Here is a 21,080-nt window from a genome sequence, read left to right as displayed (position 1 = left end):
CGCGGCAGGCGTCGGACCCGCCGAGGCCGGTCTGGAAGGATTCCCGTATGACCGTCACCGCGCACCCCGGCCGGAACGCGTCGTCGCGCACCGCGCGGGCCATCAACGACCGGCTCGCGCTGCGGCTCCTCCAGGAGGAAGGGCCGCTCACCGCCGGGCAGTTGAAGGACCTCACCGGCATGTCCCGGCCGAGCGTGGCCGATCTGGTGGAACGGCTCCAGGCCGCCGGCCTGGTCGAGGTCGTCGGCCGGTCCGGCGCGGCGAGGCGCGGACCGAACGCCCGGGTCTACGGCATCGTCGCCGACCGGGCCTATGTGGCCGGGCTCGACGTGCGGGTCGAGAGCATCGCCGTGGAGATCGCCGACCTGCTCGGCCGGGGCCTGGCCAGGGCCGAACTGCCGGTGACCGCGGGCGCGGAGCCCGCCAGGATCGTCGAGGACGGCATCACCTTGCTGCGCGAGACGGCGCTGTCGGCCGGCGCGGGGCGGCTGCACACGGTGGCGTTCGGCGCGCCCGGCCTGGTCGACCCGGTCACCGGGCGGCTCAGCCCGCTGGGCGGACTGCCGTTCTGGCACAGCGAGTTGGTGGACGAGGTCGGCAAGCGGCTGGGCGTCCCGGTGCTGCTGGAGAACGAGGTCAACCTCGCCGCCGTCGCCGAGCAGCGGGCCGGGGCGGCGGCCGGCGGCGGCGGCGAGGACACCTTCGTCCTGCTGTGGCTCGGCGGCGGGGCCGGCGCCGCGGTGGTGCTCGAAGGGCGGCTGCGGCGGGGGGTGTCCGGCGGCGCCGGCGAGGTCGGCTTCCTGCCGATCTCCGACTCCGGGCGGCTGCCGAGCGCGACGGCCTGCGACAACGGCTACCACGGCCTGGTGGGCAGCAGGGCGGTGTGCGCGCTGGCGGCGCGGCACGGGATCGAGGCCGGCGGCCCGGCCGCGGAGGAGAGCGCCGAGGCCGCGGCGGCGGCCGTGCGCGGCGCCTTCGCGGCGGGCGCGGCCGGGGCGGCGTTCCTCGACGAGCTGGCCGACCGGGTCGCGCTCGGGGTGGCCGCGGTGACCGCGGTGCTCGACCCCGGCCGGGTGGTGCTCGCGGGGGAGGTCGGCCAGGCCGGCGGAGAGGCGTTCGCCGCACTGGTCTCCGCGCGCTGCGCGCGGATGTCGCCGCTGCCCACGGAGGTGCGGGCCACGGTGGTGGAGGGCGGCGCGGTGCTGCGGGGCGCGGTCATCACGGCGATGGAGGCGGCGCAGGAGGACCTGTTCACGCCCGTGGGATGACGGGGCCCTCCGGCTCGCGACCCGCGCCGGGTGTCCAGGCACTGAGACCCGCGCTCACGATGTGAGCCACGGCACAGGATCGCCCTGGAACCTTCGGGGGCTCGCGTGGCACACTGATCACGTACCAGTGACGTTTGCGCACTCCGGGGTCGGTGTAATTCCGAACCGGCGGTTACAGTCCGCGACCCGTCCGCAGCCAGCGGGCGGTTGACCAGGTGAAATTCCTGGACCGACGGTGAAAGTCCGGATGGGAGGCAGTGCGCGGCGGGCGTTCACTCGGGTGTGCCGCCGTCAGCGGTCCCGCGTTCCGCGCGGGGTGCCGTCGTCGTTCCGGCGAACCGGGCTGTGCGGTTGTCCCGCTGTTCTTCCAGTGCCCCGGAGTCCGTGCCCTGAGAGGCAGGAGGACCCGGTGGCCACCACCGCGGAAACCGACGCGATGCGTCGCGCCGTCGCGCTGTCCGCCCGCGCGCTGGGCGACACCGCCCCCAACCCCGTCGTCGGCTGCGTGATCCTCGACGCCCACGGCGCTGTCGCGGGCGAGGGCTGGCACCACCGGGCCGGCGGCCCGCACGCCGAGGTCAACGCGCTGCTCGCGGCCGGCGAACGGGCCCGCGGCGGGACCGCGATCGTCACCCTCGAACCCTGCAACCACACCGGCAGGACCGGCCCCTGCGCCCAGGCGCTGATCGAGGCCGGCATCGACCGGGTGGTCTACGCCGTCGCCGACCCCAGCCCCTCCGCCGCCGGCGGCGCCGCCACCCTGCGCGCGGCCGGCGTGCAGGTGGAGGGCGGACTGTTCGCCGCGGAGGCCGCGGCCGTCAACGTCGCCTGGCTCACCTCCGTACGCCTCGGCCGCCCGCACGTCCGCTGGAAGTACGCCGCCACCCTCGACGGCCGGATCGCCGCCGCCGACGGCACCAGCCGCTGGATCACCTCCCCCGAGGCGCGCGCCGACGTGCACCGGCTGCGCGCCGAGTCCGACGCCGTGATCGTCGGCTCCGGCACGCTGCGCGCCGACGACCCGCACCTGGCGGTGCGCGGCATCGAGGGCGTCACCCAGCCGCTGCGGGTGGTGATCGACTCCCGGGCCAGGATCGGCCTGGACGCCCGGGTGCTCGACGACGCCGCCCCCACCCTGATCGCCGTCGCCGAGGACGCCGACACCTCCCACCTGCCCGACGTCGCCACTGTCCGGCTGCCCTACGACAAGGCCGGCACCGGCCTGGACCTGGCCGCACTGCTCACCGACCTGCACACCCGCGGGGTCCGCTCGGCGCTGGTCGAGGGCGGCCCGACGATCGCCGCCGGGTTCGTCGCCGCCGGCCTGGTCGACGCCGTGACCGGCTACCTCGCTCCCGCACTGCTCGGCGCCGGACCGGCCGCTCTGGCCGACGCCGGAATCAGCACCATCGCGCAGGTGTTGCGGCTCGACGTGACCGAAGTCGTCAGGATCGGGCCCGACCTGCGGATCACCGCCGTCCCCACTGCCCCACAGGAGAGCTGAAGTGTTCACCGGAATCGTCGAAGAACTGGGTGAGATCGTCGCCGTCGAGAACCTCGGCGACGCCAGCCGTTTCCGCGTCCGCGGACCGGTCGTGACCGAAGGTGCCGCGCACGGCGACTCCATCGCCGTCAACGGCGTCTGCCTGACCGTGGTCGAGTTCGGCGACGGCGAGTTCACCGCCGACGTGATGGCCGAGACGCTGCTGCGCTCCAGCCTCGGCGGGCTCGCCGCCGGCTCCCGGGTCAACCTGGAGCGCCCGATGGCGCTCGGCGGCCGGCTCGGCGGCCACCTCGTCCAGGGCCATGTTGACGGCACCGGCACCGTACTCGGCCGCACGCCCGCCGAGCACTGGGAGATCGTGAAGATCTCGCTGCCCGCGGAACTGAGCCGCTACGTGGTCGAGAAGGGCTCGATCACCGTGGACGGCATCAGCCTGACCGTGGTCGAGGCCGCCGCCGACTACTTCACCGTCAGCCTGATCCCCACCACCCTCGCGCTGACCACCCTGGGCATCAAGCAGCCCGGTGACCCGGTCAACCTGGAGGTGGACGTCATCGCCAAGTACGTCGAGCGGATGCTCGGCGAGGGACGGCTGCCGGCGGGCGCGGACCGGGGGGCGGCCGAATGACCGCACTGCACTGGCTGAACAGCGAGGCGTTCACCGCCTTCGACCAGCACGTGATGTGGTCCGACATGATCGGCAACCTGCTGGGCCTGGGCGCCCTCGCGCTCGGCTGGCGGCGCGCGATGCTCACCTGGCCGGTCCAACTGCTTTCCGGGGTGGTGCTGGTGGCCGCGTTCTGGTCCGCCGACCTCGGCGGCGGCGTCGGCAAGCAGTTCGTGGTGATCACCGTCGCCGTCTGGGGCTGGTACCAGTGGCGGCGCGGCCGGGCCGGCACCGGGCAGCTGCCGATCCGGTTCGCCAACTGGCGCGAGCGCGCCCTGCTGGTGGCCGGCACCGGGCTCGGCACGGTGGCGGTCGCCTCGCTGTTCCTGGCCTACCCGTCGCTGTCCTGGAACCCGTGGCCGGACGCGTACATCTTCGTCGGCACGCTGGCGGCGATGGTCGCCCAGGCCCGCGGCTGGGTCGAGTTCTGGTTCGCCTGGCTGGCCGTCGACCTGGTCGGCGTGCCGCTGAACTTCCACAGCGGGCTGCCGTTCTCCGGCCTCGTCTACATCATCTACTTCGTCCTGGTGATCGCCGGGATGTACGCCTGGTGGCAGCAGACCCGCACCCCGCCCGGCAACCGCACCGAGACCCCAGCCGAGACCCCAGCCAAGACCCAGTCCCAGCCGAGCTCCACCGTCGCGGAAGGAGTGACGGCATGAGCGCCGTTACCGCACTGAAGGACGACTGGTTCGACGACGCCGGCCTCGTCCTCGACCCCGTCGAGCGGGCGATCGCCGACATCGCCGCCGGCCGCCCGGTCGTGGTCGTGGACGACGAGAACCGGGAGAACGAGGGCGACCTGATCGTCGCCGCCGAGAAGATCACCGCCGAGACCGTCGCCTTCATGATGACCGAGTGCCGCGGGCTGATCTGCGTGCCGATGGAGCCGACCGAGCTCGACCGGCTCGACCTGCCGCAGATGGTGGACGCCAACACCGAGTCGATGCGCACCGCGTTCACCGTCTCGGTGGACGCGAGCGCCGCGCACGGGGTGAGCACCGGCATCTCCGCCGCCGACCGGGCCACCACCATCAGGCTGCTCACCGAACCCTCCGCGGTCGCGGCCGACTTCGTCCGCCCCGGGCACGTGTTCCCGCTGCGGGCCAGGCCCGGCGGCGTGCTGGTGCGCGCCGGGCACACCGAGGCCGGGGTCGACCTGGCCCGGCTGGCCGGGCTGCGCCCCGCCGCGGCCATCGTGGAGATCGCCCGCGAGGACGGCACCATGGCCCGGCTGCCCGAGCTCGTCCCGTTCGCCCGCAAGCACGGCCTGGCGATCATCTCCATCGAGGACCTGATCGCCTACCGGCGCTCGTCGGAGCCCACCGTGCACCGCGAGGCCGTCACCACGCTGCCCACTGCGTTCGGCGACTTCCGGGCCTACGGCTACCGCAGCACCGCCGACGGCGTCGAGCACATCGCGCTGGTGGCCGGCGAGATCGGCGACGGCGCCGACGTCCTGGTGCGGGTGCACTCCGAGTGCCTGACCGGCGACGTGTTCGGCTCGCAGCGCTGCGACTGCGGCCCGCAACTGCAGGCCGCGCTGCGCAAGGTGGCCGAGCGGGGCCGCGGTGTCGTGCTGTACCTGCGCGGCCACGAGGGCCGCGGCATCGGCCTGATGTCCAAGCTGCGGGCGTACGAACTCCAGGAGCGCGGCCGGGACACCCTGGACGCCAACCTGGAGCTGGGACTGCCCGCCGACGCCCGCGACTACGGCGCCGCCGCGCAGATCCTCACCGATCTCGGGGTGCGCTCGCTGCGGCTGATGACCAACAACCCGGCCAAGACCGGCGCGCTGGTCAGACACGGCCTCGACGTGCTCAGCCAGGAGCCGATGCCGGTGGCCGCGGGGGAGCACAATCTGCGGTACCTGCGGACCAAGCGGGACCGGATGGGCCACGACCTGCCCTGGCTGGACGGCGGCGCCTGCGCCAACCAGTGAACGCCGGACACCCGTACACCAGAAGCACAGAGAACGAAGCACACAGAACAAGGGAGACAGGCAAGTGAGCGGTAAGGGCGCCCCCGAGCTGACCGTGAAGAACTGCGGCGACCTGCGCGTCGCGGTGATCGCGGCCCAGTGGCACACCCAGGTGATGGACGGCCTGGTGGACGGGGCCGTGCGCGCGCTGCACGAACTCGGCATCGACGAGCCGACCCTGCTGCGGGTGCCGGGAAGCTTCGAACTGCCGGTCGTCGCCAAGGTGCTGGCCGGCCGCGGCTACGACGCGATCGTCGCCCTCGGGGTGATCATCCGCGGCGGCACCCCGCACTTCGAGTACGTCTCGCAGGGCGTCACCTCCGGCCTGACCCAGGTCGCGGTGGAGACCGGGGTGCCGATCGGCTTCGGCATCCTCACGTGCGACAACGAGGAGCAGGCCCTCGACCGGGCCGGACTGCCCGCGTCGAACGAGGACAAGGGGCACGAAGCGGTCACCGCCGCGGTGGCGACCGCCGCCATCCTCCGCTCAGTATCCGAACCGTGGCGATGACCGGCGGCCGGTTCCCCGTAGGCTGGGACCACCATGGCTGACAAGACATTCGAGGAGCTCTTCGCCGAGCTCCAGCGCAAGGCCGCCACCGGCGACCCCGGCACGTCCCGCACCGCCGAGCTGGTCGGCAAGGGCGTGCACGCGATCGGCAAGAAGGTGGTCGAGGAGGCGGCGGAGGTGTGGATGGCGGCCGAGTACGAGGGCGCCGCCGCCACCGCCGAGGAGATCTCCCAACTGCTGTACCACGTTCAGGTGATGATGGTCGCCCGGGGGATCTCGCTGGAAGACGTCTACGCCCATCTCTGAGCGGCGGCCCCGTTCCCGCGCTCTCCGTGTCATCCGCATCCCGCCCTGCCCTGCCGTCCCGCTCTGCCCAGAGCACTGAAGAGAAGGAACCCGGCCTCATGCTGCGCATCGCCGTCCCCAACAAGGGCTCGCTGTCAGGACCCGCGGCGGCCATGCTCCATGAGGCCGGCTACCGGCAGCGCAAGGAGTCCAAGGAACTCGTCCTGGTGGACCGGGAGAACGACGTCGAGTTCTTCTACCTGCGCCCCCGGGACATCGCGATCTACGTCAGCTCCGGCCGGCTCGACATCGGCATCACCGGCCGCGACCTGCTGCTCGACTCCGGCGCCAGCGCCGAGGAGATCCTGCAACTGGGCTTCGCCCGCTCCACCTTCCACTACGCCGCCAAGCCCGGCACCGCCACCGCCGTCGGTGACCTCAGCGGGATGACGGTGGCCACCTCGTACGAGGGCGTGGTCGAGAAGCACCTCGCCGACAACGGGGTGGACGCCGCCGTCGTGCACCTCGACGGCGCCGTGGAGACCGCCATCGAACTCGGCGTGGCGCAGGTCATCGCCGACGTGGTGGAGACCGGCACCTCGCTGCGCAACGCCGGCCTGGAGGTCTTCGGCGAGCCGATCATGCAGTCCGAGGCCATCGTGATCCGCCGCAGCGGCGCCGCGGCGGAAGCCGGCGGGGACGTCCGCGGCACCCAGGAGGCCAAGGTGCAGCAGTTCCTGCGCCGGCTCCAGGGCGTCCTGGTGGCCCGCCGCTACGTGATGATGGACTACGACATCCGCGCCGAGCAGGTCGAGAAGGCCGTCGCCCTCACCCCGGGTCTTGAGTCGCCGACCGTCTCGCCGCTGCACCACGAGGGCTGGGTCGCCGTCCGCGCCATGGTCCCCACCAGCGACGCCCAGCGGATCATGGACGAGCTGTACGAGCTCGGCGCCCGCGCCATCCTCACCACCGGCATCCACGCAGCCCGGCTGTGATGACCGCGGAGGACGACCGACCTAAGGCCGCGGCCACCGCCCTGCCCGTCACCTTCCGGCCGCTGCTGACCCGGGTGGTGCTGCTCACCATGGCGGTCGGGGTGGTGGTGACCTTCAGCACGGTCGCCGCGATGATGCCGCACAGCGGGCCCTCGCCCTGGAGCACCGGCGACCGGGTCACGGTGGCGGTCACCGGCGTGCTGATCGCCGCGCTGGTCGTGCTGCTCAGCCGTCCCAAGGCGGTCGCGGCGCGGGACGGCCTCACCGTGGTCAATCTCACGGTCAAGCGCAAGCTGGACTGGGCCGAGGTGCTGGCGGTGAACCTGCGGCCCGGCGACGCCTGGGTGCACCTGGACCTCGCCGACGGCACCACTCTGGCGGTGATGGGCATCCAGCCCGGCATCGCCAGGGAGCGGGCGATCAGGGACGCCCGGCTGCTGCGCTCGCTGGCCGAGGAGCTCGGCGAGGCCCCCGGCGGTACGGCCACCGGGCCGCGCTGAGCCCCGCCGCGGCCCGGCCCGTCCGCCGCACCGGCCCGTGCGCCTCATTCGCGCGTCGGCCTCATCCGCCCGTCCGCGTCCTTCGCGGTCGGCGGCCCAATGACTACTCTGGTGTCTGGGCGGCGCCCGGCGCGCCGGCCCGGCACCCCGGTGCACGCTCAGCCCGAACGACCGAGGAGTGACACTCACACCCCGATGGACGCACCGTCCGGTAGTACCTGCGCCGCCCCTCCCTCCCGGAATTCCGGAGCGGCGGCATCATGACCTCTTCACTGCTGCTGCTCGCGGCAGCCCTTGTCCTGATCCTCGCCAACGGCTTCTTCGTCGCCGCCGAATTCGGCCTGGTGACCGTGGAGCGGCCGGCGGCGGAGAAGGCCGCGGCCGGCGGCGACCGCCGGGCCCGCAGCGTGGTCGCCGCGCTGCGCAAGCTGTCCTTCCAGCTCTCCGGCACCCAGCTGGGCATCACGATCACCTCGCTGGTGGTCGGCATGCTCGCCGAACCCGCCCTCGCCGACCTGCTCACCGGCCCGATCGGCGCGGCCGGCATACCGGACGGCGCGGCCCCAGGGGTCGCCGTCGTGCTCGGCATGATGGCCGCCTCCGCCGTCCAGATGGTGATCGGCGAACTGGTCCCCAAGAACTGGGCGGTGTCGAGGCCGCTGGCCGTGGCCCGGATGGTGGCGGGCCCGCAGCGGGCCTTCTCCCGCACCTTCCGCCCGGTCATCGAGCTGCTCAACACGACCGCCAACCGGCTGGTGCGGATGCTCGGCGTCGAGCCCACCGACGAGCTGGCCTCCGCCCGTACGCCCACCGAGCTGGTCTCGCTGGCCCGGCACTCCGCACTGGCCGGCACCCTCGAACAGGACACCGCCGACCTCTTCGTCCGCACCCTGTCGCTCGGCGACCTCACCGCGGAGAACGTGATGACACCCCGGGTGCGGGTCAGCGCCCTCGAGGACACCGCCACCGCCGCCGACGTGCTGAACCTCACCCGGGCCACCGGGCTGTCCCGCTTCCCGGTCTACCGGGAGCGGCTGGACGACATCGTCGGGATGGTGCACCTCAAGGACGCCCTCGCGGTGCCGGCGCCGCTGCGCGACCGCACCCCGGCGGGCCGGATCGCGGTCGCCCCGCTGCTGGTCCCCGAGACGCTGCCCGGCCAGCTGCTGCTGGGGATGCTGCGCAGCCAGCAGCCGATCGCCGTGGTGGTCGACGAGTACGGCGGCACCGCGGGCGTGGTCACCCTTGAGGACATCGTCGAGGAGCTGGTCGGCGAGGTGCGCGACGAGCACGACGCCGCCGACCTGCCGGAACTCGCCCAGGCCGGCCCCGAGTCCGGGCACCCCGCCTGGGACGCCGACGGCGGCTGCCGGATCGACACGCTGGCCAGGATCGGCCTGACCGCGCCCGAGGGCCCCTACGAGACGGTGGCCGGGCTGGTCGCCGACCTGCTGGCCCGGATCCCCGAGCCCGGTGACACCGCCGAACTGCCCGGCTGGCTGCTGCGCGTCGAGGGCGTGGAGCACCACAGGGCGGAACGGGTCAAGATCGTCCGCACCGGACCGGCCGCGGGGGAGGAGAGCGGGCGATGAGCGCACTCCAGCTCTTCTTCGCCGTCCTGCTGGTGCTCGGCAACGGCTTCTTCGTCGGCGCCGAGTTCTCGCTCGTGTCGGTACGCCGCAGCCAGATCGAACCGCTGGCCGCCGAGCAGCGCAGGGCCCGCACCGTGCTCTACGGCCTGGAGCACCTGCCGCAGATGATGGCCGCCGCGCAGTTCGGCATCACCGTCTGCTCGCTGACCCTCGGCGCGGTCGCCGAGCCCACCGTGGCGCACCTGGTCGAGCCGGCCTTCAGCGCGATGCGGGTGCCCGAGGGACTGGTGCACCCGATCGGCTACGTCCTGGCGCTCGCGCTGGTGGTCTCGCTGCACCTGGTGATCGGCGAGATGGTGCCGAAGAACCTGGCGATGTCCGCGCCGGAGAAGACCGCGCTGTGGCTCAGCCCGGGCCTTGTCGGCTTCGCCCGGGTGTTCCGGCCGGTGATCGTGGTGCTCGGCGCCTGCGCGCGGCTGATCCTGCGGGCGTTCAAGGTCGAGCCCAAGGACGAGGTGGACGCGGTGTTCACCAGCGCGGAGCTGACCGTCCTGGTCGAGGACGCCCGGCGGGCCGGGCTGCTCGACCCCGACGAGCAGGAACGCCTGGAGGACGCGCTGGAGTTGGGCACCCGGCCGGTCACCGAGGTGCTGCTCACCCCGGACGAGCTGATCACGCTCGAACCGTCGGCGACACCGCGGGAGGTGGAGGAGCTGACGGTACGGACCGGCTACTCCCGCTTCCCGGTGGCCGCGGCCGCGGAGGGCCCCGGATACCTGGGCTACCTGCACGTCAAGGACGTCCTCGACGTGGAGGACGTCGACCAGCCGGTGCCGCGGCGGCTGTGGCGGCCGATCACGACGCTGCGGGCGGATCTCCCGCTCGACGACGCTCTGACCGCCATGCGGCGCGCCGCGTCACACCTGGCCGCGGTGGTGGATCCGGCCGGACGGGTGCTGGGGCTGGTGGCCTTGGAGGACGTCCTCGAAATGCTCGTCGGCGAGGTCAGGGACCCCGCGCATCACGCTCCTCCCGCCACCCCGGCGGCCGGGGCGCCTTCCCCCGGCCAGGTGCCGGGCCCGACTGCCCCCGGCGAGCTGGTCGGCTGACGCCGAGTCGCGCCCCTTCGGGGCGCTCACCGGGACCCCGGTGACCCGGGATGGCTACTCCTCCGGGGGAGGGATGCCGGGGCCGCGGCCGGAGAGGACTTCGCCGTAGGCCTGCATCAGGTCGGGGAGGCGGAGTGTGGCGAGTTCGTCGCGGCTGGGCGTGGCCGGGTATTCGGAGAGCCGGAGATCCCGGTACGCGCAGCTCTTCTCGTAGAGCGTCCGCAGCAACCGCCCGTTGCCGAGCTCGTCCACCCACCCCTGGTCCACCACGTGCCCGCTGATCGCCCGCAGTTCCTCGATCGCCTCGGTGTCCCACTGATCCCCGTTCTCGGCCGCCAGCACCTCTCCGATCCGGGTGAGTTCCAGCGGCCGGTAGCTGGGGAAGTCCACCCGCGTGGTGAACCGGGAGCTGAGCCCGGGGTTCGCGGCCAGCAGCCGGTCCATCCCCTCGGGATAGCCCGCCAGGATCACCACCAGCCGGTCCCGGTTGTCCTCGGCCCGCTTCAACAGCACCTGGAGCGCCTCGTCGCCGTACGCGTCCCCCTTGCTGTAACCGGAGTTGGACAGCGCATACGCCTCGTCCACGAACAGCACCCCGCCGAGCGCGGAGTCGATCAGCTCGTTCGCCTTCACCGCGGTCTGGCCGAGGAACTCCCCGACCAGGTCGGAGCGTTGGGCCTCCACCAGGTGATCGCCGCCGAGCAGCCCGAGCGCGTAGAACACCCGGCCGAGTATCCGGGCCACCGTGGTCTTGCCGGTGCCTGACGGCCCGGAGAAGACGAAGTGCCGCTTCGGCGGCTGCACCGGCAGCCCCTGGCCGGCCCGCAGCCTGGCCATCCGCAACTGCGCCGACAGCGCCCGCACCTGCCGTTTGACCGGTTCGAGGCCGACCATCCGGTCGAGTTCGGCCAGCGCCTGGGTGAGCAGCACCGGATCGGAGCCGCCCATCGGCAGTTGGGCCGGCACCACCCCGCTGAGCGGCGCCGCGGCCCGGTCCCGTACGTCGTCGTCGAGCGGCCCGGCGGACAGCAGCGCGTCGTCCAACTCGGCGGCGCCCGGGGCCCGTCCGTCGCCGGACTCCGACAGCAGCGCGGAGTCCAGGTCGGTGCCTCCCTCGGGCATCGCCTGGCCGCCGCCGGCCATCGACACCGCGGCAAGTCCGGCGCCCTCGTCGAGCCCGTCGTCGCCCTCGTGTATGGCGGTCAGCCGCGCCGCGGTGTCCATGAACGCCGGGTCGACCCGGTGCACCGCGCGGTACAGCGGCACCGCGGCGGCCGTCCTGCCGGTGCCCTCGTAGGCGCGGGCCAGCCAGTAGCGCAGCTCCTTGCGCTGCGGCTGCTCGCTGCGGCAGCGCATCAGCGCGGCGGCGAGCAGCGGCTCCGCCTGGCCGCACATCTCCAGCCTGACCCGGGCCATCCCGCCGAACAGCCCGGCCTCGATGCCCAGGACGGGATCGCCGAGCAGCGGTTCGGTGTGCCGGACCAGGTGCTCCCAGTCCTTGACCAGGTAGGCCCGGCAGGCGTGCAGGAAGCGCACCTGCGGGTCGGTGTCCACCGGCGGGCAGTCGGCCAACGCCCGGTCCAGCTCGGCGACATGGCGGCCGTCCAGCCAGTGCGAGGCGTGCGCGAGCAGCAGATCGCGGCTGGTCTCCAGCACCGGCTGCACCCACCAGCCCAGCCAGTACCAGGAGTTGAGGGTGCGGCGGTGCGCGGCGCGCTGCTCGCCGAAGCGGTCCCGGTGCCGGTACATCTGGAGCAGCGCGGTGGCGGTGTCGGCACGCAGCGCGTGCAGGCCGAGCCAGGCGTCCGCCATGCCGGGGTCCATCCGGACGGCGGTCCTGAACTCCTCCTCGGCCTGGACGTAGGCGCCCATGGTGTACGCCTCCACACCGCGCAGCCAGGCCAGGTCGGCCGGGGCGCCCGGACGGTCGGTGCCGAAGTCCATCAAGTCCCCACCCATCGTTCCCGCCCCGCGCGGTTGCCCGCCGTCCCAACCCAACAGCGACGGGCGGGAGTTGAGGCAGGCAGCAGCGCCCCCAGCCGCAGTTCCGCCCCTTGCGCATCGTACCCGTGATGCCCTGATCACCGTAGGGCGCGGTGACCGGCGCGGGGGTGCGGCGGTGCGGGAACGGCGTGCGGGGGAGTGGGACGTACCGGGGGCGGACGGTGACAGTACGTGACCGAAACGGGTCGACGGCGCGCGGGCGACGGACTCCGGGCAGGACGAAGCCCCCGGTCACGGGGGAACAACCAGGGGCTTCGTGCTCGCAGAGCGGCCTGGCAGGCCGCTTGTTGAAAACGTAAATGCTGGATGCCCGGCTGGTCAAGCAAAGTGCGGCGACCCGCTGGGGCGCGCGCGGCGTGCCGCCGGAAGGTTACCGGGAGTCACGGTCGGCCGGTCCTGGAGCGGCCAGATATCCGGCGGAAGTCTGCCGCACCAGAAGGTCGGCGTACGGGCGGCTGGGGTCCGCGGCGAAGTGCGCGTCCTCCGCGCGGGACCAGCCGGTCCAGAAGTGCGCGAGCTCCGGGCCGTCCCGGAGCAGGCCGCGGTGCCGGGCGGTGCGGGCGTCGACGTCCAGCCAGAGCAGCAGGGAGAGGTACGGGCGCAGGGCGCGGCGGCCGGTGCCGACGCCTTCGACCAGGACGACGGGTTCGGCCGGGATCTCGCGTGCGCCCTCGAACCGGCGGGTGTTCCAGTCGTAGGCGGCGTACACGGCGGGACGGGACCGCGCGAGCGGGCGCAGCACTTGGGCCGTGAGGCGCTCGGTCCACTCGAACGGCTCCTCGTGGGTGGCGAGGTCGTCCGTATGCACGATCGGCGCGCCCCCCAGCTCCGCGGCGAGCGCGGCGGCAAGCGTGGTCTTCCCGGACCCCGCGTGCCCGTCCACCCCCACGAGCCGCACGTCCCCGACCCGCGGCGCCACCCCGAGAATCCCCCCGGCCACCCCCCGCAACCCGGCTCCCCGCCCGCTTTCCCTCACCCCCCCGACCCTACGTCCGCACCCCGCCTCCCGGTTTGCGCCACCCCGAGGGGGTGGGTCGCTCCCGGTGCACGAGCCCCGTAGGGGCGCGGGGAACTGCGCGACCAGCCCCCACCGCCCCCAGGGTCTCGGTGCGACCCGCGCCACCCCGCCGGGGCGGGACCCCGGGCAACGGCACAGCGGGCCGATAGCCTGGATCCCGTGGACGAGATCAAGCGGCGGCTCGCAGCCGCGCAGAAGGCGACCGGCGACGCCGGTCTGGAAGCGCTGCTCGTGGCGCCCGGCGCCGACCTCCGCTACCTGACGGGCTACCAGGCGCTCCCCCTGGAGCGCCTCACCTGCCTCGTCCTCCCAGCCGAAGGCGACCCCTTCCTCGTCGTGCCCCTGCTGGAGCAGGCCGCCGCCCAGGCGTCCCCGGCCGGTGCCCTGGACATCGAGATCACCGGGTTCGGCGAGACCGACGACGCCTACGAGCTGATCGCCCGGCGGCTGCCGCCCCGCACCCGGCGGTTCGCCGTGGACAACCACATGTGGGCCGAGAAGCTGCTCGCGTTCCAGGCCGCGCTGCCCGACGCGCAGGCGGGCCTGGCCGGCGACGTGCTGCTCGAACTGCGGATGCGCAAGAGCCCGCAGGAGGTGGAGGCGCTGCGCCGGGCCGCCGCCGCCATCGACCGGGTGCACCGCAGGATCGGCGAGTGGCTGATCCCAGGCCGCACCGAGGCCGAGGTCGCCAAGGACATCGCCGACGGCATCCTCGCGGCCGGCCACACCACCGTGGACTTCGTCATCGTCGGCTCGGGGCCGAACGGCGCGAGCCCGCACCACGAGGTCTCCGACCGGGTGATCCGCTCCGGCGACCCGGTGGTGGTCGACATCGGCGGCACCACCCCCGACGGCTACTGCTCCGACTCCACCCGCACCTACGCCGTGGGCGAGCCGCCGGCCGCCTTCCGCGAGCTGTACGAGGTGCTGCTGCGCGCCCAGACCGCGCAGACCGAGGCCGTCCGCCCGGGCCTGACCGCCGAGGAACTGGACGCGGTGGGCCGGGACATCATCACCGGCGCCGGCTACGGCGAGCACTTCATCCACCGCACCGGCCACGGCATCGGCATGGAGACCCACGAGGAGCCGTACATCGTGGCCGGCAGCGCCCGCCCGCTGGAGCCGGGCATGGCGTTCTCCGTCGAACCGGGCATCTACCTGCCCGGCAGGTTCGGCGCCCGGATCGAGGACATCGCGGTGTGTACCGAAACCGGCGGCGAGCGGCTGAACCTGACGGGGCGTGACCTCGTGGTCCTACCAGGCTGACCGCCAGTGGTCGAGACCAATATTGGTCACGGCACACGGACGGAAACCCTGGTGGAAAGGGCGCGCGAACGGCGATAGTGGTCCGCACCTGCCCGCCCTCGCGGGTGCGACCAGGCACTTCCCGTTCACGTCGAGGGGAATCCCGTCATGACCAGTAACGCGCCCCGGCGTGCCGTCCTGACCGCCGCGCTCGCGGCGGCGGCGGCCACCGCGACCGCCACCGCCACCGCGCAGTCCGCCTCCGCCGCCCCGGCCTCCGGCGCCCGCCCGGCCGCCCCGGGCGCCGCCGCCAAGCCCGCGCAAGCGGGAAGCGCCGCCCCCGACGACGCCCCGGTCGACTACCACGGCTGGACGTCGCTGCCCGACTGGCTGTTCGGCACCCACCACGGCACGCTGCCGCTGCCGGGCCGCCGTCCCGGTGTGGTGTTCGGCCGGGCCACCGGCACGTTCGACTACGCCGACCCGCACACCGGCACCACCGCCACCTGGGAGACGGCCACCTGGACGTCGCCGGTCCGGCACATCCCGCACCCCTCGACGGAGCTGATCTCCTCCTGGAACGCGCACACCCCGGGCGGCACCTGGATCCAGATCGAGCTGCTCGGCACCTACACCGACGGCACCGCCACCCCCGCGTACATCATGGGCCGGTGGACGGCCGGCGACGGCCCCGAGGACATCCGGCGCACGTCGGTGGACGACCAGACCGACGGCAAGAGCAGCATCTGGACCGACACCTTCTCCATCGACGACGCCACGGCCGGCCCGCTGCTCGCCTCCTACCGGCTGCGGCTGACGCTGCTGCGCAAGCCCGGCAGCCACCTCACCCCGACCGTCTGGCGGCTCGGCGCGATGGCCTCCAACATCCCGGACCGCTACACCGTGCCCGCCTCGGTGCCCGGCGCGGGCGCCGGCGTCGAGCTGCCGGTGCCGCGGTACTCGCAGAACATCCACGCGGGCCAGTACCCGCAGTACGACAACGGCGGCGAGGCGTGGTGCAGCCCCACCTCGTCCACCATGAACATCGAGTACTGGGGCCGCGGTCCGACCGCGGCCGACATGGCGTGGGTCGATCCGTCCTACGCCGACCCGCAGGTGGACCAGGGGGCCAGGTACACCTACGACTACCAGTACGAGGGCTGCGGCAACTGGCCGTTCAACGCCGCCTACGCGGCCACCTACCGGGACATGCAGGGCGTGATCACCCGGCTGCACTCGCTGAACGACGTGGAGCGGCTGGTCAAGGCCGGCATCCCGGTGATCACCTCGCAGTCGTTCCTGGCCAGCGAGCTGGACGGGGCCGGCTACGGCACCTCCGGGCACCTGATGTGCCTGGCCGGCTTCACCCCCGAGGGTGATGTCGTCTCCAACGACCCGGCCAGCGACAGCGACGACGCGGTGCGCAACATCTACAAGCGGTCCCAGTTCGAGACGATCTGGCTGCGCACCAAGCGGATCAACGCCACCGGCGGGGTGAGCAGCGGCACCGGCGGTGTCTGCTACCTCTACTTCCCCGCGCAGCCGAGCCCGGGGCAGCGCCGGGCGCTGGCCTCGGTCGGCGTGGTCTGACCGGTCCCACGGTCCGGCCGGTCCGACCAGGCAGGGCCACCACCGAACACCGGGTACCGGGCTCCGGCCGCGCCAGTCGCGCGGCCGGAGCCCGGTCCATTTCCGGACCCAACGGGCAAGTGGTAGAGACCAATTCGTGGATTGATCCAAAGGTCTGGACCAACCCATTGACGGGGCCGCGTCACGGCGGGACTCTGCTGCCACGTTCCCCCACAGGAGGTCCGACGTGAATCGACTCAAAGCCCTGGGCTCCGGCGTCGCCGCCGCGGTCCTGGCCGTCGCCGGGCTCGGCACCGCCGCCGTGCTCGGCACCGGGCAGGCCGACGGCGCCACCGTCACCGCCAGTGCGCTCGGCAACAACTGGTACGCCGCCGCCCCGTACCTGATGCCGCTGGACAACGACCCGCCTAGCGCCGCCGCGATCATGGACGCCACCGGCCTGAAGGCCTTCCAGCTGGCCTTCATCCTGGCCCCCAACGGCGGTGGATGCAGCCCGACCTGGGGCGGCACCAGCGCGGTGTCCAGCGACACCGCGGTCGGCGGCGTGATCTCCGCGATCCGCGCCAAGGGCGGCGACGTGTCGGTCTCCATCGGCGGCTACGGCGGCACCAAGCTCGGCCAGGCCTGCGGCGACTCCGCCTCCACCGCGGCCGCGTACCAGCAGGTCATCACCAAGTACCAGCTCAAGGCGATCGACTTCGACCTGGAGGAGCCGGAGTACGAGAACACCGCGGCCGTCTCGCACGAGATCGGCGCCGCCAAGATCCTGCAGCAGAACAACCCCGGCCTGTACGTCTCGGTGACCACCGCGGGCACCGCGGCCGGCACCGGCTGGTTCGGCCAGCAGATGCTCAACGAGGCCAAGGCGCAGGGCTTCACCCCGAACAACTTCTCGATCATGCCGTTCGACGGCGGGTTCAACGGGGCCGCCTCGCAGACCAGCGCACTCACCGCGTTCAACGGCCTGCTCAAGACCACTTTCGGCTGGGACACCGCCACCGCGTACGCGCATGAGGGCTTCTCCGGCATGAACGGCCGCAGCGACAGCGGAGAGTACTTCTATCAGGCCGATTTCCAGACAGTGCTGGACTATGCCACCAGCCACGGAATGGGCCGGTTCACCTTCTGGTCACTCAACCGCGACCGGCAGTGCAACCCGCCGGACAACGGCACCACGTCGGGGACGTGCAGCAGCGTGCCGCAGGCGGCCTGGGACTTCGCCAAGTTCTCGGTGAAGTTCGCCGGTGCCACGCCGCCCACCAACCCGCCGACCACACCGCCCACCACCCCGCCGGGCGGGGGCAGTTGCGGCACCCTGACCCAGTGGAGCGCCACCGCGGTCTATACCGGCGGCAACGAGGTGGCGCACAACGGCCACAAGTGGAAGGCCCAGTGGTGGACGACCAACGAGGAGCCCGGCACGACGGGGCAGTGGGGCGTGTGGGTGGACGAGGGCGCCTGCTGACCGGAATCGCGGTTATCGCTCCCTGAACGCGTCCGGAATTCTATGGTGGGCTCGTGGCCGAAAACGGCTGCGAGCCCACCGTCGTGTGTGCGCGACTCCGCAGTGGCGCGAATTCGCATTTGCACATGCCGGTGGTTGTTGACCAAAACGGACCTGCCATCTCCGGTTGCGTGTTTCGCTCCGAACAAGTGATCAGTAGCCTCGCAGGGTAAGTTGCCGGCCCTCCGCCGTATCGCCCAGACGCGTCTCAGCCCCAGACCGGGAGACAGCAACCGTGACCGACCGTCCCTCTTGGGCCCCCAAGGGCATCGACCTGAACGTGCCCAGCGTGTCCCGGATCTACGACTACCTCCTCGGCGGCTCGCACAACTTCGAGGTCGACAGGGAGGCGGCCCGCAAGGTGATCGAGGCCATGCCCGGCGCCCCCAAGCTCGGACAGGCCAACCGGGCGATGATGCGACGGGCCGTGCAGTTCGCGATGGACCGCGGCATCACCCAGTTCCTCGACATCGGCTCCGGCATCCCCACCTTCGGAAACGTGCACGAGGTTGCCCAGGGCATCGATCCGGCCGCCCGGGTGGTCTACGTGGACAACGACCCGGTCGCCGTCTCGCACAGCCGCGCGGTGCTGGGCGAGAACGAGTACGCGGGCATCGCCGCCGGCGACCTGCGCGACCCGCAGTCGATACTCAGCCACCCCGAGACGCGGCGGCTGCTCGACCTCGGCAAGCCGGTGGCGCTGATGCTGGTCGCCGTCCTGCACTTCCTGCCCGACGCCGACGACCCGCACGCGATCGTCGCCACCCTGCGGGACGCGCTGGCGCCCGGCAGCGTGCTGGTCGTCACCCACGCCACCCTGGACGACATCCCCGACGCGTCCGTGCAGCGCAGCGCCGCCGAGGTCTACCAGCGCACCGCGACACCGCTGCTGATGCGCACCACCGCCGAGGTGGAACGGTTCTTCGACGGCTTCGAGCTCGTCGACCCCGGGGTGGTCCCGCTGCCGTACTGGCGGCCGGGTCCGGACCTCACGCCGAGCGGCGAGGACGACCCGGCCGTACTGCACGGGCTCGCGGGCGTGGGACTCAAGGCGTGAGCGGGGAGCCGGCCTCAGCCGGGGACGACGACCGCACCGGGCCCGCAGCGGTCCCCGACGACAGCCTGCGGCGGTTCTCCGCCATCTGGGGCCGGGCGATCTACCCGGTGACCGCCACCTCGATGACCCGCGCGGAGTTCGAGAAGCACCTCGTGCCGCTCACCCGGGCGCTCAGCGACGCGCTGCGCGCCCAGCCGTTCGACCCGCGCGCCGCCGTGCCCGTCGGCGCCGCGCTGGTGGCCGCGCACTGCACCGACCCCGAGGCGCTGCCCAGCATCCTCGGCGTCATCGACGCCTACCTGCTGCTGTACTGCCCGCCCGGCGCGGGACTGCCGGGCGACGAGAGCCGGGTGCGCTGCTCCCGGCTCCAGCACGCGGTGGCGGTCGGCTTCTCGCAGGCGCTGCGCGAGCGCACCCGGCACGAGCAGGAGTCGATCTCCCGCGCCGCCTTCGACGCCAAGGCCGAGGCCGAGCAGGCACTGGCCGAGAGCGAGGCCCGGTTCCGCGCCGTCTTCGAGGGCGCCGCCGTCGGCATCGGCATCGCCGACCTCGACGGCAAGGTGCTGGAGATCAACGACGCGCTCAGCCGGATGTTCGGCGGCAAGGCGCACGCGATGCGGCGCAACGTCCGCGAGTGGACCGAACTGGACAACGGCACCGGCAGCCTCGGCCTGAACGGCGAACTGGTCCGCGGCGAACGCGAGTCGTACCACGTGGAGAAGGCCTACCGGCGGGCCGACGGCTCGCTGCTGTGGGCCAACCTGCGGGCCGCCCTGCTGCGCGACTCCGCGGGCCGGCCGCAGTACCAGCTCGCGCTGATCGAGGACATCACCGAGCGGCGCCGGCTGGTGGAGCGGCTGCGGCACCAGGCCACTCACGACGAGCTGACCGGGCTGCCCAACCGGGCGCTGTTCTTCGAGCGCCTCGACCAGGCGCTGGCCGAGAGCGGCGGCAAGGGCAAGCGCCGGATCGGCCTGTGCTACCTGGACCTGGACGGCTTCAAGGCCGTCAACGACAGCCTCGGCCACGCCGTCGGCGACCAGCTGCTGGTCGCGGTGGCCGAGCGGCTGCGCGGTTGCTTGACCTCGCCCGACCAGCTGGTCGCCAGGATCGGCGGCGACGAGTTCGTCGCCCTCTACTCCGACCCGCCGAGCCTGCGCGAGGTCACCGGCCTCGCCGACCGGATCCTGGCGGCGCTCTCCACGCCGGTGCTGCTCGACGGCCGCGAGCTGCCGGTGCACGGCAGCATCGGCATCGTGCACGGCCCGGTGGACGCCCGCGGGCCCGCCGACGTGCTGCGCAGCGCCGACATCACCATGTACCGGGCCAAGGAGGCCGGCGGCAACCGCTTCGAGGTCGCCGACCCGGCCGCCGACGCCCGCGCGATCACCCGGCACAGCCTGACCAACCGGCTGCCCAGCGCCCTCGAACACGGCGAGTTCTTCATCGAGTACCAGCCGCTGATCGGCCTGTGCGACGGGCTGGTGCACGGCGCCGAGGCGCTGGTGCGCTGGTGCCACCCGGTGCACGGCGTGCTCGGCCCCGACCAGTTCATACCGCTCGCCGAGAGCACCGGCCAGATAGTGCCGCTCGGCCGCTGGGTGCTCCAGCAGGCCGCATTGCAGGCCAACACCTGGCAGGGCCCGGGCACCGACGGGCCCGCGCCGCGGATCAACGTCAACCTCTCACCGGTCCAGCTCGGCCACCCCGACCTGGTCGCCGAGGTGGTCAGCGTCCTGGAGGACACCGGCCTGCCGTCGAGCGCGCTGTGCCTTGAGGTCACCGAGAGCGCGCTGATCGGCGCCGACGAGGAGACCCTCAAACCGCTGCGGCGGATCGCCGACCTCGGGGTCGCCATAGCGCTCGACGACTTCGGCACCGGCTACTCCAACCTGTCGTCACTGCGCTGGCTGCCGGTCAGCGTGCTGAAACTGGACCGCTCCTTCACCCGCGGCATGCGGCAGCACCCGGCCGATCCGGTCGACCTGAAGATCGTCGAGGGCATCGTCTCGCTGGCCCACTCGCTCGACCTGACCGTCACCGTGGAGGGCGTGGAGACCCGCAACCAGGCCGACCACCTGCGGGACCTCGGCTGCGACACCGCGCAGGGCTGGTACTACGCCAGGCCGGGCCCGCCGGAGAAGCTGCACGTGCTCACACTGGCCGACGCGGGCTGACCCGCACCCACCCCCTGGCGGCCGGCGGCCACCGGGCGTGATGCAATCGGCCGGTACGACACCGTCCGCATCG

General features: G+C 72.9%; 18 protein-coding genes and 1 riboswitch. Of the genes, 16 read left to right on the top strand and 2 right to left on the bottom strand.

Features of this window, described 5'->3' with window-relative positions; all coding sequences use genetic code 11:
• Positions 1 to 47: 47 nt before the first annotated feature.
• The 11 genes from ACQPW6_RS04160 (at position 48) to ACQPW6_RS04110 (ending at position 10,412) form a co-directional block, all read left to right on the top strand.
• On the top strand, positions 48 to 1,268 hold the full coding sequence (locus ACQPW6_RS04160) for an ROK family transcriptional regulator (protein ID WP_433888157.1): 1,221 nt from the start codon (positions 48 to 50) through the stop codon (positions 1,266 to 1,268).
• 134 nt (positions 1,269 to 1,402) lie between these two features.
• Positions 1,403 to 1,533, top strand: a riboswitch (FMN riboswitch).
• A gap of 144 nt (positions 1,534 to 1,677) precedes the next feature.
• On the top strand, positions 1,678 to 2,772 hold the full coding sequence (ribD, locus tag ACQPW6_RS04155; protein WP_433888156.1) for a bifunctional diaminohydroxyphosphoribosylaminopyrimidine deaminase/5-amino-6-(5-phosphoribosylamino)uracil reductase RibD: 1,095 nt from the start codon (positions 1,678 to 1,680) through the stop codon (positions 2,770 to 2,772).
• A 1-nt stretch (position 2,773) separates the two neighbouring features.
• A complete protein-coding gene (locus ACQPW6_RS04150; RefSeq protein ID WP_433888155.1) occupies positions 2,774 to 3,400 on the top strand; it encodes a riboflavin synthase in 627 nt (208 codons plus the stop codon).
• Entirely contained in the window at positions 3,397 to 4,101 is a 705-nt protein-coding gene (locus ACQPW6_RS04145) for a nicotinamide mononucleotide transporter family protein (RefSeq protein ID WP_433888154.1), read from the top strand. Before ACQPW6_RS04150 ends, ACQPW6_RS04145 begins: the two co-directional genes overlap by 4 nt.
• Positions 4,098 to 5,381: a bifunctional 3,4-dihydroxy-2-butanone-4-phosphate synthase/GTP cyclohydrolase II gene (locus ACQPW6_RS04140; protein ID WP_433888153.1), complete on the top strand. Its 1,284-nt coding sequence runs from the start codon at positions 4,098 to 4,100 to the stop codon at positions 5,379 to 5,381. Before ACQPW6_RS04145 ends, ACQPW6_RS04140 begins: the two co-directional genes overlap by 4 nt.
• A 64-nt stretch (positions 5,382 to 5,445) precedes the next feature.
• Complete coding sequence (gene ribH, locus ACQPW6_RS04135; RefSeq protein WP_433888152.1) at positions 5,446 to 5,931, top strand: 6,7-dimethyl-8-ribityllumazine synthase; 486 nt, start codon at positions 5,446 to 5,448, stop codon at positions 5,929 to 5,931.
• Between the two features lie 33 nt (positions 5,932 to 5,964).
• Positions 5,965 to 6,237 (top strand): phosphoribosyl-ATP diphosphatase, encoded by a 273-nt coding sequence (locus ACQPW6_RS04130; RefSeq protein ID WP_433888151.1) that lies wholly within the window; start codon positions 5,965 to 5,967, stop codon positions 6,235 to 6,237.
• Between the two features lie 98 nt (positions 6,238 to 6,335).
• Positions 6,336 to 7,211 (top strand): ATP phosphoribosyltransferase, encoded by an 876-nt coding sequence (gene hisG, locus ACQPW6_RS04125; protein WP_433888150.1) that lies wholly within the window; start codon positions 6,336 to 6,338, stop codon positions 7,209 to 7,211.
• Positions 7,211 to 7,711, top strand: a complete 501-nt coding sequence (locus tag ACQPW6_RS04120) for a PH domain-containing protein (RefSeq protein ID WP_433888149.1) — start codon at positions 7,211 to 7,213, stop codon at positions 7,709 to 7,711. Before hisG ends, ACQPW6_RS04120 begins: the two co-directional genes overlap by 1 nt.
• A 260-nt stretch (positions 7,712 to 7,971) precedes the next feature.
• Positions 7,972 to 9,303, top strand: a complete 1,332-nt coding sequence (locus ACQPW6_RS04115; RefSeq protein WP_433888148.1) for a hemolysin family protein — start codon at positions 7,972 to 7,974, stop codon at positions 9,301 to 9,303.
• Complete coding sequence (locus ACQPW6_RS04110) at positions 9,300 to 10,412, top strand: hemolysin family protein (RefSeq protein WP_433888147.1); 1,113 nt, start codon at positions 9,300 to 9,302, stop codon at positions 10,410 to 10,412. Before ACQPW6_RS04115 ends, ACQPW6_RS04110 begins: the two co-directional genes overlap by 4 nt.
• A gap of 54 nt (positions 10,413 to 10,466) precedes the next feature.
• On the opposite strand, the gene ACQPW6_RS04105 is transcribed toward ACQPW6_RS04110, so the two are convergent.
• Together ACQPW6_RS04105 and ACQPW6_RS04100 are read right to left on the bottom strand one after the other, a co-directional pair.
• Positions 10,467 to 12,356 (bottom strand): AAA family ATPase, encoded by a 1,890-nt coding sequence (locus ACQPW6_RS04105; RefSeq protein ID WP_433888146.1) that lies wholly within the window; start codon positions 12,354 to 12,356, stop codon positions 10,467 to 10,469.
• 430 nt (positions 12,357 to 12,786) lie between these two features.
• Positions 12,787 to 13,356 (bottom strand): uridine kinase family protein, encoded by a 570-nt coding sequence (locus ACQPW6_RS04100; RefSeq protein ID WP_433888145.1) that lies wholly within the window; start codon positions 13,354 to 13,356, stop codon positions 12,787 to 12,789.
• 237 nt (positions 13,357 to 13,593) lie between these two features.
• On the opposite strand from ACQPW6_RS04100, the gene ACQPW6_RS04095 reads away from it, so the two are divergent.
• The 5 genes from ACQPW6_RS04095 (at position 13,594) to ACQPW6_RS04075 (ending at position 21,007) form a co-directional block, all read left to right on the top strand.
• The gene (locus tag ACQPW6_RS04095) at positions 13,594 to 14,700 is read left to right on the top strand and encodes a M24 family metallopeptidase (RefSeq protein ID WP_433888144.1); all 1,107 of its coding nucleotides are present in this window, start codon (positions 13,594 to 13,596) and stop codon (positions 14,698 to 14,700) included.
• Positions 14,701 to 14,847: 147 nt separating this feature from the next.
• On the top strand, positions 14,848 to 16,269 hold the full coding sequence (locus ACQPW6_RS04090) for a peptidase C39 family protein (protein WP_433888143.1): 1,422 nt from the start codon (positions 14,848 to 14,850) through the stop codon (positions 16,267 to 16,269).
• 226 nt (positions 16,270 to 16,495) lie between these two features.
• Positions 16,496 to 17,734: a carbohydrate-binding protein gene (locus ACQPW6_RS04085; RefSeq protein WP_433888142.1), complete on the top strand. Its 1,239-nt coding sequence runs from the start codon at positions 16,496 to 16,498 to the stop codon at positions 17,732 to 17,734.
• A 274-nt stretch (positions 17,735 to 18,008) separates the two neighbouring features.
• Positions 18,009 to 18,830: an SAM-dependent methyltransferase gene (locus tag ACQPW6_RS04080; protein WP_433888141.1), complete on the top strand. Its 822-nt coding sequence runs from the start codon at positions 18,009 to 18,011 to the stop codon at positions 18,828 to 18,830.
• On the top strand, positions 18,827 to 21,007 hold the full coding sequence (locus ACQPW6_RS04075; RefSeq protein ID WP_433888140.1) for a putative bifunctional diguanylate cyclase/phosphodiesterase: 2,181 nt from the start codon (positions 18,827 to 18,829) through the stop codon (positions 21,005 to 21,007). The genes ACQPW6_RS04080 and ACQPW6_RS04075 overlap by 4 nt, the downstream gene beginning before the upstream one ends.
• Positions 21,008 to 21,080: the final 73 nt, after the last annotated feature.

Source organism: Streptomyces sp. CA-111067 (assembly GCF_050956065.1).
In the GTDB taxonomy this organism is placed as follows: Bacteria; Actinomycetota; Actinomycetes; order Streptomycetales; family Streptomycetaceae; genus Actinacidiphila.
The sequence above is the reverse complement of the archived record's forward strand: the minus strand, read 5'-3'. Positions and strand labels throughout refer to the sequence as shown.